Annotated in this window: 5 protein-coding genes; all 5 read left to right on the forward strand. The window is 68.1% G+C overall.

What is annotated here, in order from left to right:
* The first annotated feature begins 43 nt into the window (after positions 1-43).
* The 5 genes from O0879_RS27485 (at position 44) to O0879_RS27505 (ending at position 18,469) form a co-directional block, all read left to right on the forward strand.
* Positions 44-13,696 carry a filamentous haemagglutinin family protein gene (locus O0879_RS27485; RefSeq protein ID WP_289919808.1) on the forward strand — a complete coding sequence of 4,551 codons (13,653 nt, stop codon included), beginning with the start codon at positions 44-46 and terminating at the stop codon, positions 13,694-13,696.
* Positions 13,697-13,842: 146 nt separating this feature from the next.
* Positions 13,843-15,480, forward strand: a complete 1,638-nt coding sequence (locus tag O0879_RS27490; RefSeq protein WP_289919811.1) for a ShlB/FhaC/HecB family hemolysin secretion/activation protein — start codon at positions 13,843-13,845, stop codon at positions 15,478-15,480.
* Between the two features lie 56 nt (positions 15,481-15,536).
* On the forward strand, positions 15,537-17,318 hold the full coding sequence (locus tag O0879_RS27495; RefSeq protein WP_289919813.1) for a MotA/TolQ/ExbB proton channel family protein: 1,782 nt from the start codon (positions 15,537-15,539) through the stop codon (positions 17,316-17,318).
* Positions 17,319-17,331: 13 nt separating this feature from the next.
* Positions 17,332-17,742, forward strand: coding sequence for a biopolymer transporter ExbD (locus O0879_RS27500; protein ID WP_289919816.1), 411 nt, complete (start codon positions 17,332-17,334; stop codon positions 17,740-17,742).
* Between the two features lie 10 nt (positions 17,743-17,752).
* A complete protein-coding gene (locus O0879_RS27505; RefSeq protein ID WP_289919817.1) occupies positions 17,753-18,469 on the forward strand; it encodes an energy transducer TonB in 717 nt (238 codons plus the stop codon).
* Positions 18,470-18,500 lie beyond the last annotated feature (31 nt).

Below are 18,500 nucleotides of genomic sequence, written 5' to 3' on the forward strand. Positions count from 1 at the left end.
CGCGATATCGGTCAGCAACGGAACATGAAAAGGGAATGTCGCCATGCAGCGAAGCAAGTCGGTCACGAAACACGCATCCTCCTCCGCCATGGCGGGCAACCGGACCGGGCGCCCCGTGCGCCTGAAACCGCTGGCGCTGGCCATCGCCGTGCTGCTGCAGGCGGGCGGCACGCAGGCGCAGCAGCCGTTCAGCGGCGCCTGGTTTGCCGGCAAGGGTGCACAGCAGGGCACGGCGGCCGCCACGGGACGCTTGCCGAATGGCCAGCCAGCCACGTCGCTGAACAATCCTTTGCTGCAGCAGCAGAAGGCCGAAGGCAAGCTGCAGCAATCGCTGAATAACCTGTTGCTGGCCGCGCGCGGCATCGCCGCCGAGCAGGCGGTGCAGGCGGCCGCGCGCCAGGCGGCGCTGGCGGCGGGCGGCGCTCCCGATGGCCTGGTCAAGGGCGGCTTGCAGGTCGACAGCAACAGCCTGACGGCCGGCTGGCTCAATGCCCAGGGACCGGTGCAGAGCCAGGCCGACGGCAAGACCGTCGTGAAGGTCGTGCAGACGGACGACAAGGCGATACTGAACTGGGAAAGTTTTAACGTCGGTAAGAACACCACCTTGCAATTCGACCAGAAATCGAACTGGTCCGTATTGAACCGGGTCAATGATCCGCTGGCGCGCCCCAGCCAGATCCAGGGCCAGATCAAGGCCGATGGCACGGTGATGATCGTCAACCGCAACGGCATCGTGTTTACGGGCAGCAGCCAGGTCGATACGCGCAATCTGGTGGCCGCCGCCATGGGCATGAGCGACAGCCAGTTCAAGAGCGGCCTGTACGGCAAGGCGCAGGGCACGGGCGCCGTGCCGACCTTTGCGAATGACTTGTTGCTGGACCAGAATACCTTCAAACATGGCAAGGCCGAGGCCGATGTCGTCGTCGCCGCCGGCGCGCGCATCGACACGCGCAAGCCGCAGACGGTGACGGAAGGCGGCGGCTATGTGCTGCTGGCCGGCCGAGGCGTCCACAACGCGGGCGTCATCACCACGCCGAACGGCCAGACCACGCTGGCCGCCGGCGACGCCATCGTCGTGCGCCCGGGCCAGGGCACGGACAAGAACCAGTATTCGAGCACGCGCGGCAATGAAGTCGGGATGCTGCGCGCGGCCGGCAGCGACGCCGGCGCCGTCGTCAACAGCGGCTTGATCCAGTCGGCCGGCGGCGACATCACGCTGAGCGGCAACACGCTGCGCCAGGACGGCGTGCTGCTGTCGAGCACCTCCGTCAACGGACGCGGCGCCATCCACCTGGCGGCGGCGGGCGACGACGCCAAGGTCACCATGGGCCGCGGCAGCGTCAGCGCCATTGTTATCGACGATAACGGCGCCACGGCGCTCGATGTGCAGCGCGATACCCTGCTGAAAGACACGGGCAAGGGAACGGACACGCCGCTGGACCGGCGCGACCAGTCGCTGGTGCGCATCGTTTCGGCCGGCAACGTGGAGTTCGAAGGCGATTCGCTGACCCTCGCCACGGGCGGCCAGGTGCTGGTCGACGCGGCCCGCCGCAGCCACGTGGCGCGCGATGCCGCCATCGACGTCTCCGGCGCCGTCGGCGTGAAGGTCGACATGAGCAGCAACAATGTGCTGATCAACGTGCAGGGCAACGAGCAGCGCGACGCGCCCGGCAGCCGCGACGCCAAATACCTGAACAACAGCGATGTGTGGGTCGACCGCCGCGACCTGGTGCTGGTGCCGGCCGGCACGAATGGCTATGCCACGGACCGCTGGTACACGGCCGGCGGCTTGCTGGAAGTGAGCGGCTACCTGAACACCAGCGGCCACGGCATCGGTGAATGGGCGGCCCAGGGCGGCACCGTCGGCTTTGGCGGCGGCGAAGTGGTGACGCAGGCCGGTTCGCGCATCAATATCGCCGGCGGCTCGCTGGACGTGCAGACGGGCATGGTCAAGCAGACGTGGCTGAAGGGCGCCGATGGCGCGATGTACAAGCTCAGCACGGCGCCGGGCGACAATCTGTACACGGGTCTGTACCGCGGCTATGAAAGCACGCATGCGCGCTGGGGCGCGAATACGACGGAAACCTATGCGAATGCCCTGATCGGCCCGCGCGAACGCCTGGAAAACGGCTATACGGTGGGCCGCGATGCGGGCCGCCTGATCGTTTCTACGGGCGCGGCCGTGCTGGAAGGCGATATCGACACGTCCGTGTTCCAGGGCGAGCGCCAGCAGCGCAAGCGCGATGACGGCGTGGATGGCTACAAGCAGGCGCAGACGGCGGCGGCGCGCGCCGGCCAACTGATCGTCGGCAAAATGACACCCGTCTTCGATACCAAGACGGGCCAGATGCGCGACAGCCCGCAAGCCGTGCTGGACAAGGTGCAAATCGGCAAGGTGGCCAGCATCGCCGATGGCCAACTGCTGGACGCCGCCTTGCCGGCCGCGCGCAGCCAGACCTTGCAGCTCGACGCCGACTGGCTCAACGGGCTGGAATTGGGCGTGCTGAATATCTATGCCTACGACAAGCTCGACGTCAATGCCGACGTGCGCGTGGCCGATGGCGGCGACATCGCCCTGCACGCCACCGACGTGGCGCTGAAAGCGAACGTGAGCGCGCGCGGCGGCAGCATCGCCGCCGGCGACATCGTCTCGCGCTACCTGGCGAATGCGGGCGCGGTATGGGCCGATGGCAAGCTCGTGCCGGACAACCGTCCCACGGGCACGGCCGGCGTGCGCGTGGCGCCCGGCGTGCGCCTCGATGCGCGCGGCCTGTGGAGCAACCTGGAACTCGATCCCGGCGCCGGCGCCGGTTTGCCGTATATCAATGGCGGCAAGGTCAGCCTGAAAAGCTCGGGCGGCATCGACCTGACGGGCGGCAGCGTCATCGACGTCTCGTCCGGCGCGGCCCTGATGGGCAATGGCAGCCTGCAGGGCGGGCGCGGCGGCGACATCACCCTGGCGGTCGATCTGCCGACGGAGAAGGCGCCGACGGGCGCCATGCTCAAGCTCGATGGCGAATTGCGCGGCTATGGCGTGAAAGGCGGCGGACGCCTGGTGATCGACAGCGGCGCGGCCGTCAGCATCGGCGGCCAGCTGCTCGAAGGCGATGTGTTGCCAGGCGGCAGCAGTTCGCCGTTGGCCCTGCGCCTGGCCGATGAATTGCTGATCGCCAAGGGCGAGACGATTCCCCTGGCTTTCACCTTGACCACCAGCGTGATCAAGCCGGGCCAGGCCTTGAGCAAACCCGTGGTGGTGGATGTGTCGGTGCAAAAACCGCTGGTGCTGGGGGCCGACCTGCTGTTGCCGCCTGGCGCGCACGTCGTCATCAACAACGCGACGTATGTATGGGAGGGTTCCATCGTGCCAGCCGGCAGCGTGCTGACGGTCATCAATGGCCTGAATGCCGGCTTCGTGGTGTCGGCGGCGGCCTTTCCGCAGGGCTTGCCTATCGTACCGGTGACGACGAAGTACGCGGCGGGCAGCATCGCCACCGAAGAATTGCGCGCGCCGCCTGGTCTGGTGCTGCCGGCCGGCATGGTGCTGGGGCGCGACGCGGCCGTCAAGCCGCTGCTGGCGCTGGACGCGAGCCTGTTCCGGAGCGGTTTTGCCGACTACGCCATCACGGGCCGCGATGGCGTCGTGGTGGTCAAGGATGCGCATATTGACGTCACCATGCCCGTGCTGCATTTCAGTCCCGCCACGGGCCATACGGTGGCGGGCGGCACCGATCCTGGCGCCGCGCTGGAACTGTGGACGCCGGAGCTGTACCAGGAAGATGCGCGCAAGGCCCGCCTGACGCAGCGCGCCGGCGCCAACCTGTCGCTGACGGCCGGCAGTCCGCACGTGAAGGGCGCCCTGGCGGTGGCCCAGGGCGCCGTCATCAAGGTTGATCCGGGCCGCCAGATCAGCCTGACGGGCAATGACCAGATCACCGTCGATGGGCGGCTCGACGCCTGGGGCGGCAAGATCGCCATCCTGCCAGGCACGTTTGGCACGGGCAATGATGTGGACCTGCCGAACGGCAAGGGACAAGCCACGTCGATCTGGATCGGCGACAAGGCCGTGCTCGATGTCGCTGGCCGCGCCACGGTCGCCACCGACATGCGCGGCGGTCGCTATGGCCGTGCGGACCAGGGCGGCAGCATCGAAATCGGCGCCCGCTACAAGGCTGACGCCGCCAGCGTCGACGCGGCCGATGCCTTTGTCGTCGTGCGTCCTGGCGCCCTGCTCGACGCCAGCGGCGCGCAAGCCGCGCTGGACTTGCCGAGCCAGGGCGCCGTCAACGTGGCTGGCAATGGCGGCTTGATTTCGCTCAGTTCGTACAACGGCATCTTTGCCGACGGCACCCTGCGCGCCGCGGCCGGTGGCGCCGGTGCGGCCGGCGGCACCCTGGCGCTGGCGCTGGACACGCCCAATTATGGCAAGGTCGACCGCTACAACTTGCAAGGCGGCAACGTGGACAACGCGGTGCGCGTGCCGCGCGAAATGCTGCTGGCGCAGGCGCAGGGCGAGAGCGCCTTGCCCGTCGACTTGCGCGCCGGCCAGCAGGATGCGGCGCTGCGCTATGGCAGCGCGCGCCTGGGCGTCGACCGCGTGCAGGCGGGCGGCTTCGACAACCTTGCCCTGCATGTGAATGGCATGCTCAGTTTTGACGGCGACGTCAACCTGTCGCTGGGCCAGAGCCTGCGCCTGAGCGCCACCTCGCTGGGGCTGGCGCAGCAGCCTTTGCCCGATGGCCAGGACAAGGCGGCCAGCCTTGCCAGCCAGGTGCGCCTGGCGGCACCGTACGTGCGCCTGGGTACGGCCGTGCGTGCCCAGAAGGACGATTACATCGTGCCCAATGCCGTGAAAGGCTCGAAAAACCTGGGCAGGGGACGGGGCATGCTGGGCGTGCCGCTGGTGGCCGAGGATTCCCTGCTGCAGATCGATGCGGGCATGCTCGATATCGCGGGCGAGGTCAACATGGGTACGCGCGGCACCATCGCGCAGAGCAGCGGCGCCGACCTGGTGGTCGAACGCGATGCCTTCGAGCAGCTGACCCTCAACAGCCGCGGCGACATGCGCCTGTCGAACAGCGCCGCCCTGTACCAGCCGGGCAATGCCACCCTGGTGGCCGCGCAAATCTACCCGGCCACGGGCGACAGCGGCATGGTCACGGTGGGCCAGAAGAGCGCCATCGACGAATACGGCATTATCCGCGTCACGCTCGATCCGCTGCGCACGCTCGATATCGGGCGCAGCGCCGGCAGCGCCACGCCGAACCAGCCGTTCTCCGTGTTTGGCAGCCTGAGCCTGGTTGCCCCCACCATCAACCAGCATGGCGTGCTGCGCGCGCCGCTGGGCCAGATCAATCTGGGCGCCGAAGGCTATGAAGCCTACACGGGCCATGTCAACCTGTTGCCGGGCAGCCTGACGTCCGTCAGCGCGAAAGGCTTGACGATGCCGTACGGCGGCACGCTCGATGGCCTCAGCTACCTGTATGACGGCAACGACGTCGTGTTCAAGGGCGTGGGCAACGGTCCCGAGATCGCCTTGACGGGCGCCGCCGTCGACGTGCAAGCCGGCGCCGTGCTCGACCTGTCGGGCGGCGGCACCTTGACGGGCGCGGCCTTCCTGGCCGGACGCGGCGGCTCCACCGACGCGCGCCTCAATCCGCTGGTGCAGATGAAGCCGAACGGCGGCTTCACCCTGCCCGGCCTGAATACCAACCCCGTGTACGCCATCATTCCCGGCGTACAGCCGGACGTGGCGCCTTTGACGGCCGAGCAAGGCGCGGGCAAGCCCGCCGTGGGACGCCAGATCACCATCGGCGCGGGCGTGCCCGGCCTGGCGGCCGGCACCTACACCTTGCTGCCATCGACTTTCGCCCTGCTGCCCGGTGCATTCCGCGTGGAATTGAATGGCCTGGCCGGCGCCGTCGAGACAGGCGGCACGATCGCCATGCGCAATGGCTCGTTTGCCACCGCGGCGCAGACGGGCGTGGCGGGCACGGCGTTCCGCGACGTGGTGGCGCAGCAAGCCATCCTGACGCCGGCCGACGTGCTGCGCAGCTATTCGCAATACAATGAAACGGGCTATGCCGCTTTCGCCGTGGCGCAGGCCGCGCGCGACGGCGTGCCGCGCGCCATGCTCGAACGCGACGCCAAGGGCGTGCGGCTGCAACTGATCGCTCCATCCCTGCACAGCGTCGAGAACAACCATACGCCATTGATGATGGATGGCAGCACCCTGTACGCGCCGGCCGAGGGCGGCTTCGGCGGCTCCCTGCTGCTGGGCACGGGCAACCATGCATCGACCCGCTACGAAGTGCTGGCCGACGGCACGGCGCCGCTGGCCGATTTCAATGGCGTCTCCGTGCACGCGTCGCAGATCAATGCCTTCGGCGCCCAGCGCGTGGGCATCGGCGGCTTGCCGCGCGTGACCTACAGCGAATTTGGCACGGGCAGCAATCAGCGCGCCAATATCGCCGCCATCAACGAATCGGCGGGCGGCATCGTGCTGCGCGACGGCGCCGTGCTGAAGGCGGCCGAAGTGTTCCTGGTGACGGCGAGAAAAGACGACGGCATCATCCTCGAGCAGGGTTCCGGCATCAATACGCTGGGCCGCGGCAAGGCGGCCTGGGACTCGCGCGACGGCTATGTGTACCTGCCCATGGGCAGCGTGCTGGCCGTCTCTAACGGCTGGCTGGACATGCTGCCGGCCGCGGCGCCATCGTCCGAATCGTATGGCCCCGGTATCATCGACATCGGCGCCTGCAAGAAGGCGGAGGGCGCCTGCGGCGGCGGCACCTCGCTGTATTCCGAGGGCACCATCGCCGCGGTGACGGAGCGCGCGTTCACCCTGCGCGACAACGTGCGCTATGGCACGCGCAACCTGGTGCTGGCGATGGGGGCGATCAATGTCGGCAGCGAGGCGTCCCTGGCGGATGCCAGCGCCCGCGGCGCCCTGCCGGACGGCCTGGCGCTGAACCAGGGCGTGCTCGACCGCCTGCTGCGCGGCGACACCAGCACGGGCGCGCCGGCGCTGGAAAGCCTGGGCTTGACGGCGCGCAATTCCTTCAACTTCTATGATTCGTCGCAGCTGTCGACCATCGATGCGGCCACGGGCAAGTCGTCGCTGTCGCGCCTGGTGCTCAATACGCCCGCCATCTACGGCTACGGCGGCGCGGACGCGCTGGCGCGCATCCACACGGACACCCTCGTGTGGCAGGGCGCGACGAACGCGCCCGGCGCCGTGGTTGCGAATGGCCCCGGCACGGGCAGCGGCCGCCTGCAGGTCGATGCCAAGCGCATCGAGTTCGGCTTCACGCCGGACAGCCGTCCCGACACCATCCACAAGCTGGACCGCCTGGTGCTGGGCTTCGGCCAGGTGGCGCTCAACGCCAGCGAACAGCTGACGGCCAACAACAAAGGCAGCCTGTCCGTCTACCAGTCGCAAAGCGCGTGGGATACGGCCACCAATGGCTACCGCTACAGCGGCGGCGATTTGCTGATCAACACGCCGCTGCTGACGGGCGCGGCCGGCTCCGTCAACCGCATTACGGCGGGCGGCGACCTGAAGGTGAGCGCACCGGCAGGCGCGGCCGCCGCCACGCCGACGAATGCGGCGCTGGCCGGCGCACTGGGCGCCGAAGTGGCGCTGAGCGGCAACAATGTCAGCGTGGATACGTCGGTGGTCTTACCAAGCGGAAAATTGACCCTGTCGGCCGAGCGCGATGTGCTGCTGGGCGACAAGGCCAAGCTGGACCTGGCGGGTCGCAAGATCGATTTCTACGACACCAGCAAGTACAGCTGGGGCGGCGACGTGATCCTCGACAGCCGCGAAGGCGACGTGCGCCAGGCGGCCGCCTCCGTGATCGACGTGTCGGCCGTGAACAATCGCGCCGGCAAGCTGAGCGCGACAGCCACCGGTGACGCTGCCGGCAGCGTCGATTTGCGCGGCACCTTGCTGGGCGGCGCCAGCGGCAGCTATGACGCGGGCGGCACCCAGGTAGGCTACGCGGCCGGCGGTGCGGACATCCGCGCCCAGCGGATCGGCGACTTCGCCGGCCTGAACCAACGTTTGAACACGGGCAAGGTATTCGGCAGCCGCAGCTTCCAGCTCAAGCAGGGTAATTTGGCCATCGGCGACGAGCTCAAGGCGCGCGAAGTGAGCGTCTCCGTCGACGGCGGCAGCCTGACGGTGCATGGCCGCATCGACGCCAGCGGGGAGCAGGTGGGCAGCATCCGCCTGGCCGGCCGCGACGGCGTCACCATCCAGTCCGGCGCCGTGCTCGACGCGCACGGCACGGTACTGCGCACGGACAGCTATGGCCAGGTGATCGAGGCGCCGAACCGCGCCGTGATCGAACTGGCGTCGCCTGGCGGCCGCCTGACCCTGGAAAACGGCGCGCGCTTCGACCTGCGTAGCGGCGAGGCTGGCAAAGGCGGCGGCAACTATGGCAGCATCGACCTGAACGCGCGCCGCCTCGGTGGCGCCACGGGCGACGACATCGACATCGATGCGGCAGGCGCGCTGAACATCGCCGGTGCGCGCACCGTCAACGTCAACGCCTTCTGGCAATACAAGGATACCCCGGCCGGCGCCGGCAAGGATGCGGACGGCCGCAGCTACCAGAGCATCAACCAGGCTTACCTGGACGGGAAGCACGGGGACAGCCAGGCCTTCATGGTCAATGCGCTGGCGAACGGCAACTTGATGAACAACAAATTGCGCGGCTTGCGCGGCGATGCGAACGCCTTCCACCTGCGTCCCGGCGTCGAGATCGTCAGCGCCACGCCGGGCGGCGACCTGCATATCGATGGCGACATCGACCTGTCCGGCCACCGCTACGACGGCGTCAATCCGCTGGCGCGCCTGAGCGGCGTGTACGGCTCGGGCGAGGCCGGTGCGCTGGTGCTGCGCGCCGGTGGCAAGCTCAGCGTCTTTGGCAGCATCACGGATGGTTTCGATACCAGCAAGCTGCCGGTCACGGTGGATAACAAGGGCTGGCAGCTGGTGAAGGGCCGGCTGCCGTGGGGCGGCGAGGTCGTCGTGCCGCAAGCGGGCCTGGTGACCCTGGCCGAGGACACGTATTTCAAATCGGGCACGAGCGTCAATTTTGCTGTGCCGATGAAAGCCATGGAGTTGCGCAGCGGCACCTTGCTGGCGGCGCGCGCCACCTTGACGGCGGAGTTGAACTTGCCAGCAGGCAGCGTGCTGGGCGGTGCTGTGCGCAATGCCGACGGCAGCGTGCTGTACGCGGCCGGCACCGTCTTGCCCAAGGCGCTGACCTTATCGAGCGGCATGCAGCTCGATGCCGGCCTGCGCCTGCCTGGCGCGGCCAAGGTGGCGGCCATGGTGTGGCCGGCGAATGTGGCCTTGCCCTTCCCGGAAGGCCAACCGCGCGACACGGGCGATAGCGTCAATTCCATCAATGGCGTGGTGCTGGCCTCCGCGCTGGCGCTGGACAAGGGCAGCGTGCTGCCAGCCGGCACGCTGGTCAAGCTGCCTGGCGACGCGACCATGGTGGCGCTGCGCAGCGAGGATGGCAGCGGCAGCCAGGGCCGCAACCTGGCGCTGGCGCCCATGCTGGCCCAGGGTTCGCAAGCGTGGTCGCTGCGCCTGGTGGGCGGCGCCGATACGGCCGCGGCCGATACGCGCGCGCTGCGGCCGCATGCGAAGGACGCCCATCTGATGCTGGCCGATACGCATTACGGCATGGGGGAAAAGACGTCGGTCAAGCCGGGTACGGGTTTGCCGGGCAAATATATCTTCAGTGAACAAGCCATCAGCGAGGGCATGCCGGAAGGCGAGGTTGATATCGAGACGTGGTTTGGCAGCGAAGAGTTCATGCTGGAGTACTATGCCCATTATGTGATCAAGGTGGCGGACGGCACGCCGCCCGAATATGTGACCAATGTGGAACCGGCGCGCCAGCCCCTGTTCAGTGTGCTGCGCACGGGCACGGGCGACCTCGACTTGCTGGCCGCGGGCGACTTCGACATGCGTTCGCTGTATGGCGTTTACACGGCGGGCACGCAGTCGGCCTCGCCGCTGGTCGATGGCAAGGATCTGTTCAACTTGCCGCGCGGCCTGAACGCCAAGGGCCAGCTGCTCGGCGCCCTGGGCGACAAGCTGACGCGCTTCGTCGATGGCGGCAGCGAGAGCCTGTACCGCGCCTGGTATCCCGAGCACGGCGGCAATCTGCTGCTGCGCGCCCAGGGTGACGTCAAGGGCGATACCCTGGGCACCTCCACGCAACGCCGCGAAGATGCCATCGGCTTCCTCAACGCGCAGCAGGACACCAGCGATATCGGCAGCTGGCTGTGGCGCCAGGGCAGCGGCAGCACGGGCGCGGGCGTGCCGACGGCGTGGTGGGTCAATTTCGGCACCTACGTCGCGCGCCCGGAAGGTCCCGACCTGTTTGCCGGCTTGCCGGTCGTGTCGGGCTTTACGGGCATCGGCACCCTGGGCGGCGGCAATGTGCTGCTGCAGGCGGGCGGCGACGCCGGCATGCTGACCTCGCGTGCCGACCCGGCCGGCGAATTCGCGCCGCGCAGCCAGGGCCTGAACGTGGCCGTGGGCAGCACGGGCAGGGTGACGCCGGACGGCAAGCTGCTGCTGACGGGCGGGGGCGACCTTGACATCCGCATCGGCGGCGGCCTCAATCCGGTCGCCGCGGTGCGCAGTTTCGACCGCAACGGAGACTTCGCGAATGTCGATACGCGCTTCGAGCGCCAGTATCCCACGCTCAACAGTACCTTCACCAACCTGCGTGGCGCGCTGCGCATGGAGGCGGGCGCCGTGGGCGGCGTCGAACTGCGTTTCGACCGCGCCGATCCGACGGAATCGCGGCCGTACGAAACCTACACGGCGGGCACGTCCATCGCCAGCGGCGGGCCTATCCTGGTGCCGGGCGACAGCGGCGTGCGCATCGATGCGCGCGGCGACCTGGTGCTGGGCGGCACGGCCGATGCGGGCCGCGTGAAGCAGCTGGGCAACGGTTCGCCGTTCAACTACCAGGGCGTGGCGCGCACCGGCGAAGGCTGGAGCTGGTTCTCGCTGTGGACGCCGGCCACGGCCATCGACCTGTTCAGCGCGGGCGGCAACTTGACGCCCACCTCGTCCTGGATCAATTCGACGATCGGCGACAACCACGCGCCGACGGACGGGCGCTTCGTCATGCCGTCCGTGCTGCGCGCCGTGGCCGCCAGCGGCAGCTTGTACTACGGCAATGCCAGCCTGGGCAGGCTGGGTGGTGATGGCGGCAAGGTGGACATGCCGCAAAACGGCGTGATCCTGGCGCCGTCGCCGGTGGCGCCGCAATTTGTCAGGACGGGCACGGGCCAGCTGGAAATGCTGGCCGCCGATTCCATCCATGCGGCCGGTTATCCGATCACGCCATCGGGCGCCGACCCGCGCATGCTGCCGAATCCGTTCAATCCGGGCTTCGTCGGCGCCCTGGACAAGGTCTGGTTCGGCCTGCTGCCGCTGCATAACGTCAGCGCCGATGCGCTGGCGCCCGGTGCGCTGAAATGGTTCGGCTCGACCCCGAACGGTGCCAGCGATGCCGGGCAACAACTGTATCCGCTGTTCAGCATGACGCCGCCGACGGTGTCCGACTATGTGCCGGCAGGCCAGCTGCCCGCGCATTTCTATGCCAGCAGCGGCGACATCGTCGGCCTGCGCACGGGCGGCATCGTGTACCGGGGCAACCTGAAGGGCGTCAGCGGCGCCCTGGGCCTGTGGTACGAGGGCGGCGGCGCCGTGGCCGTGCGCGCCGGACGCGATATCGTCAACTCGGGCACGCCGCTCGGTAGCGTCGAGGGCGTGCCGGACGGCGCGGCCGGATGGACCAGCCAGGGCTTTGTCGGCCGGCCGGACTATCCGGACAAGCCGGTCGTCACCGGCAGCTCGACGGCGCGCGGCAACCTGTTCGTGCACCGCCATGCCGATGACGTTTCCGTCGTCAGCGCCGGGCGCGATATCCGCTACAGCACCTTCTATGTGGCGGGACCGGGCCAGCTCAATGTGAGCGCCGGACGCGACCTGTACATGGCCGACAAGGGCGAGCTGCGCAGCCTCGGTTCCATCGTCAGCACCGGTCCCGGCGAGCGCGGCAATGGCGCCGGCATCAGCGTGGCCGCTGGCGTGGGCCGCAACGGCCCCGACTACGCGGCCTTCGCGGCGCGCTACCTGGACCCGGCCAAGCTGGCCGACCCGGGCCGTCCGCTGGCCGACCAGGCCGGCAGCGCCGTGTACGTCTACGGCGGCAAGCTGACCCTGGCCGACTGGCTGCGCGGCCAGTTCGGCTACAAAGGCGACGAGGCGGGCGCTGCCGCCTTCCTCGGCACGAAACAGGCGGAACTGGAAAAGGCCGGCCAGCAAACGGGCGGCGTGCGGCGCGACCTGGCGCGCGAATACGCGCAGGTCAGCCAGTTGCACCTGGTGAACTGGCTGACGACGCGCTTTGGCGGCGACAGCGGCCTGGGTATCCGCTACGACCCGGCCACCGATGCGCGCAGCTTCTTTGCCGCTTTGCCGAAGGAACAGCAGCAGGTGTACCTGAGCAATGTCTACTTTGCCGAACTGAAGGCGGCCGGGCGCGAGTACAACGATCCGGACGGCGTGCGCCGCGGCAGCTACCTGCGCGGCCGCGAAGCCATCGCCACCCTCTTTCCGACGCAGGACAAGGCGGGCAAGAAGATCGAGTACAAGGGCGACCTGACGATGTTCAGCAGCGCTCTGTACACGGTCAACGACTACGCAGGCATCTATACCAAGCGGCCCGTCGCGGGCGTGCGCTACCTGAGTCCGCAGGAGTGGGCCGAGGCGGGGCGTCCGACCGTCAACGTGCCGCACGTGATCGTCAACGATGCCGGCATCCACACGGATTTCGGCGGCGATATCGGCATCGCGGTGCCGGGCGGGCGCGCGCTGATCGGCGTCGACGGCGGCTATGCGCCGGGCGAAGGCTCGGGCGTGCTGACACAGGGGGCGGGCGAGATCCAGATGTATGCGAAAGACAGCATCCTGCTGGGCCAGAGCCGCATCTTCACCACTTTCGGCGGGAACATCCTGGCCTGGTCGGCCACGGGCGACATCAATGCGGGCCGCGGCACCAAGTCCACCGTCGTTTACACGCCGCAGCGCCGCACCTACGACAGCATCGGCCTCGTCAGCCTGTCGCCGAGCACGCCGACGACGGGCGCCGGCATCGCCACCCTGAACCCGATCCCGGAGGTGCCGCCCGGCGACATCGACCTGATCGCCCCGCTGGGCACCATCGACGCGGGCGAGGCGGGCATCCGCGTCTCGGGCAACGTCAACTTGGCGGCCTTGCAGGTGGTCAACGCGGAAAACATCCAGGTGCAGGGCAAGGCCACGGGCATGCCCGTGATCGCCTCGGTGAACGTGGGGGCGCTCAGCAATGCCAGCGCGGCCGCCACGCAAGCCGTCACCGCGGCGCAGGACGTGCTGCAGCGCGAACGGGCTGCCACGCGCCAGGCGCAGCCGTCGCTGTTCACGGTGAAGGTGCTGGGCTTTGGCAACGAGCAGGCGGACGAAGCCGGTGTTGGCAAGCACACGGGCGGCGAACCGCAGGCGTCCAGCTACCAGCCGGCCGGCGTGGTGCAGGTGCTGGGGGCGGGGCCGTTGACGGCGCCGCAGCTGCAGGCGCTCACGCCGAACGAGCGGCGCGGTTTGCAGCCTTGAGCGGAGTTTTATGAACATTTGATGACATTCGGCAGTCGCCGCGCGCGGCGGCTGTCTAGGCATCAGTAGATCAGCATTAGCAACAAAAATACGCCGGCCCAGCGCCGCAACACAGGGCAACCGTTTGATTTTAAGGTGAATGGAAGATGCGTGAAATGACAACCAAGGGCAGGGGCGTGCCGCCAGCGGCGCCTGCAACCGCCTTGACGATGCTGTGCCTGGCCATGCTGGCGCTGCCCGGCATGGCGCGCGCGCAGGACGCGGTCCCGGCGGCCGCTCCTGTGGCCGCGCCGGAACGGCAGGTGACGATCGAGGAATACCTGGTGCGCGGCAATACCGTGCTCGATGCGCGTGCCATCGAAGAGGCGGTGACGCCCTTCCTGGGGCCGGGCCGCACCCTGAAGGACGTGGAAGGGGCGCGCGACGCCCTCGTTGCGGCATATCAAGCCCGCGGCTACCAGTCCGTCTACGTGGACTTGCCGGAGCAGCAGGTGGAGCAGGGCGTGGTGGTGCTGCAGGTGAGCGAAACGAAGGTGGGACGCTTGCGCGTCGTCGGCGCGCAATACAACTCGCCGCTCGACGTGCGCCAGCAAGTACCGGCCTTGACGGAAGGCAAGGTGCCCGACTTTACGCAGGCGCAAGTGGAGCTGACGGCCCTGAACCGCGGTCCCAAGCGCCAGGTGATGCCGCTGGTCAAGCAGGGCAGCCTGCCCGGCACCATGGATGTGGACTTGAAAGTCGAGGACAGCAGCCCATGGCGTGCCAGCATCGGCTTGAACAACGATTACAGCGCCGATACCAAGAAGTTGCGCAGCAGCATGTCGGTCGGTCACGACAACCTGTGGCAGATGGGGCATAGCGCCACCATCAGCTTTTTCGGCACGCCGGGAGACCTGAACCAGACCAAGGTGTGGTCCGCCTCGTACGTGGCGCCGATCGGCACGCAGGGCTGGAGCGTGGAAGCGACCGGCTACCAGTCGAACAGCAACGTGGCCAGCACGGGCGGCACCAGCGTGCTGGGCAAGGGCCACGCGCTGGGCATGAAAGTCAACTACACGGTGCCCAACAGCGGCATCTGGTGGCACAGCTTTTCTGCCGGCATCGATTTCAAGGATAACCAGGAAGCCTTGAAGCTCAATGGCACGGGCAGCAATATTCCGCTCAAGTACGTGCCCCTGAGTGTGTCGTATAACGGCTTTGCGCAGACGGATGCGGCGACGTACGGCCTGGGCCTGTCGCTGGTGGCCGGCACGCGCGCCGCGTTCGGCTACGGCAGCGACAGCGCCGTCTACGACAACAAGCGCTACAAGGCCTCGCCCAGCTTCCTCGTGCTGAAGGGCGACGCCAACGCCACCTACACCCTGGGCAGCGGCGCGCAGCTGCACGGGCGCATGTCGGGCCAGCTGGCCGACGCGGCGCTCGTGTCGGGCGAGCAGATGGCCGCCGGCGGCGCCAATTCCGTGCGCGGCTATCTGTCGGCCGAAGCGACGGGCGACTATGGCGTCTCGGGCACCGTCGAATGGCGCACGCCCCAGCTGACGTATTTCAGCCGCCTGGAAAACTGGCGCCTGTTTGCCTTTGCCGATGGCGCGCGCCTGCGCCTGCGCGATCCGATGATCGAGCAGAAAGACCTGTTCGGCCTGGCCTCCGTGGGCGTGGGCAGCAGCTTCCAGTTCCTGCGCTACCTGAATGGCCGCATCGATTTCGCTTACCCGCTGCGCGATGGCCCGCGCACGCACAAACACGTGCGCCGCATCAATTTCAACCTGTCGGCCAGCTACTGACGGGCCAGCTCACCAGCACTGCACTTTTTTAGACTTTTCTTCGGAGAATCACTGTCATGCAACGTTTTCTTTTCCTGCTCACGATCCTGGGCACGCTCGTTCCCGGCCTGGCGCATGCCTGGTGGCAGCCCGACTGGGCTTACCGCAAACCCGTCACCGTCGACGCCGGCCCGAAGGCGGGCGCCGTGGGCGGCGATCCCGGCCGCATTCCCGTGCTGCTGCGCTTGCATTCTGGTAACTTCAACTTCGAAGGCGTCAGCGACAACGGCGCCGACCTGCGCTTCGTGGCGGGCGACGACAAGACGGTGCTGAACCACCAGATCGAACAGTTCAACCCGCTCCTGGGCATCGCCCTGATCTGGGTCGACGTACCGGCCCTGACGGCCGGCACGCCGCAGCAGCTGTGGATGTACTACGGCAATCCGAAGGCGCCCGCTTCCGGCAACGGCCAGCGCACCTTCGACCCCGATTACAGCCTCGTGTACCACTTCACCGAGCCTGGCGTGCCTTCGCGCGACAGCACCGCCTACGGCAACCATGCCCAGACAGCCGTGCCGGCGCTGGACGGTTCCGTCATCGGCGCCGGCGCCCGCCTGGGTACGGCACCGCTGATGCTGCCTGCCTCGCCTTCGCTGGCGCTGGCCGCCGGCGCGCCCTTCACCTTTTCCGCCTGGGTGCGTCCCGACAACCTGGGCCCGCAGCAAGTGCTGTATGCGCGCCGCGATGGCGCCAACGAATTGCTGATCGGCGTCGACCAGGGCGTGCCTTTCGTGCAGGTGAATGGCCAGCGCAGCAAGCCCGGCCAACCGATCCAGGCCGCGCAATGGTCGCACCTGGCTGTGAAAGCCGATAAAGCCAACGTGGCCCTGTACGTGGGCGGCCGTCCGGCCGTGTCGCTGGCCACCGCGCTGCCAGCCTTCACCAGCGCCGCGTCGGTGGGCGCCGATGCGGCGCCGGTCGCTTCCGGCACCGCCACCCTGAACAACTTCACGGGCGCCATCGACGAGCTGCGCCTGTCGCGCACGGCCCGTCCCGACGCCCTGCTGCTGGCCGATGCCGTCTCGCAAGGTTCCGAATCGCGCCTGGCCGTGTTTGGCGCCGACGAACAGCAGGCCGGCAAGAGCCATTTCGGCTTCATCATCGCCGCCATGCCGCTCGACGCGTGGATCGTCGTCGGCGTGTTGGGCCTGATGATGGTCTTGTCGTGGATCATCATGATCGGCAAGGGCCGCAGCTATGGCGCCATCTCGCGCGCCAATGCGCAATTCATGCAGTCGTTCCACGAAGCGGCCGGCGCGCCGCTGGACCACCTGGCGCGCAACGGCAAGCTGAGCACTTCCGTGAAGACGGATTCCTCGCTGTGGCGCCTGTATGACGTGGCCATCGACGAGATGCGCCGCCGCCACGACCGCGGCTACGACTTGAACGCCGTGTCGAACGCGACGATCGGCGCCATCCGCGCCGCCATGGATGGCGTGATGGTGCGCGAAAGCGAGCGCATGTCGAAACGCATGATCTGGCTCTCGACCACCATCGAAGGCGCGCCGTACGTCGGTCTGTTCGGCACCGTGATCGGCATCATGCTGGTGTTCGTCGTGGCGGCCATGGCCGGCGCCGTGGACATCAACTCGGTGGCGCCAGGCATGGCGGCAGCGCTGCTGTGTACGGCTGCAGGCCTGGGCGTGGCGATTCCCGCCCTGTTCGGCTACAACTGGCTGTCGTCGCGTTCGGACGCCATCGTCGCCGATATGGCTGTCTTCGTCGACGAATTCGCCACGCGTCTGGCTGAAGAGCAGGGCGATGGACGCCAGATGCGTCCCGTGCTGCAACAGGCGTGAGGGGCGCATAACCATGGCCACCTCCGCCAAGTTTACCCCCCGCAAGCGTAGCGGCGGCATCAACATCACGCCCTTCGTCGACGTGCTGCTGGTGGTGCTGGTGATCTTCATCCTGACCAGCAATGCCAGCATTCCCGGCATCAAGGTCGACCTGCCCAAGGCCAGTTCGGCCATGGCGCTGGAAAAACCGAAGACCAAGGCCATCACCATCGACAGCGCGGGCCAGGTCTTCCTCGACGCCTATCCCGTCACCTTGCCCGAGCTGGAAGAGCGCTTGCGCACGGAAAAGGCCCTGACGCCCGACTTCCCCGTGATCGTGCGCGGTGATGCCGCCGTGCAATACGCGAAAGTGGTCGAAGTGCTGGACTTGCTGCGCCGCATAGACCTGAACCAGGTGGGCCTGGTGACCGGCAAGCCGGCATGAGGAGCGCAAGGTGAAGCGTGACGACATGATGAAGATGGCCGCCTCGGAACCGTCGGGCGCGGCGCAGTGGTGGCGCCGCTGGGGCGGCGTGGCCGGCGGCGCGCTGCTGGCCGGTGCGCTGGCCGCGCTGGTCTGGTATTTGCTGTCGGACACGGCCGCGACCAAGCGCGAAGTGGCGGCCCCGCCGATGCTGATGCTGCCCCCTCCGTCGCCACCGCCGCCGGAACCGGAAAAACTGCCGGAACCGACGCCCGACAAGGTGGTGCCGGAAGTGTCGGAGCCGGAACCGACGCCGGCCGACAAGCCCATGGATGACGCGCCGGAAAGCCCGTCGCCGGACAAGGGCGACCCCGTCACCATCGATGGCGCGGCGCAGGCCGGCAGCGACGCCTTCGGCATCCAGGCCGGACGCGGCGGCGGCATGACGGGCGGCGGCGGTGGCGGCGGACTCGGCGCGGGATCGTATGGTCGCTATGTCGCCAACGCGCTGCAGCTGGCCTTTGCCCGCGATCCGCGCACGCGCCAGCTGGCGTTTGCCGACATCCGCGTCGACCTGTGGCTCGATACGGAAGGCAAGACGACGAAAGTGCAGCTGGTGCAAGGCACGGGCAATGCGCAGACGGACGAGCAAGTGCTGGCCATGGTGCGCGACTTCCGCGCCGACGAGCGGCCGCCGGCGTCCCTGCGTTTCCCGGCCCGCGTTTCCATTAAAGGCCGCCGGCCATAGCGCCCCCAATTCATATTAATTTTTTTCGAGA

It is taken from the genome of Janthinobacterium sp. SUN120 (assembly GCF_030397735.1).
Classification (GTDB): Bacteria; Pseudomonadota; Gammaproteobacteria; order Burkholderiales; family Burkholderiaceae_D; genus Janthinobacterium; species Janthinobacterium kumbetense.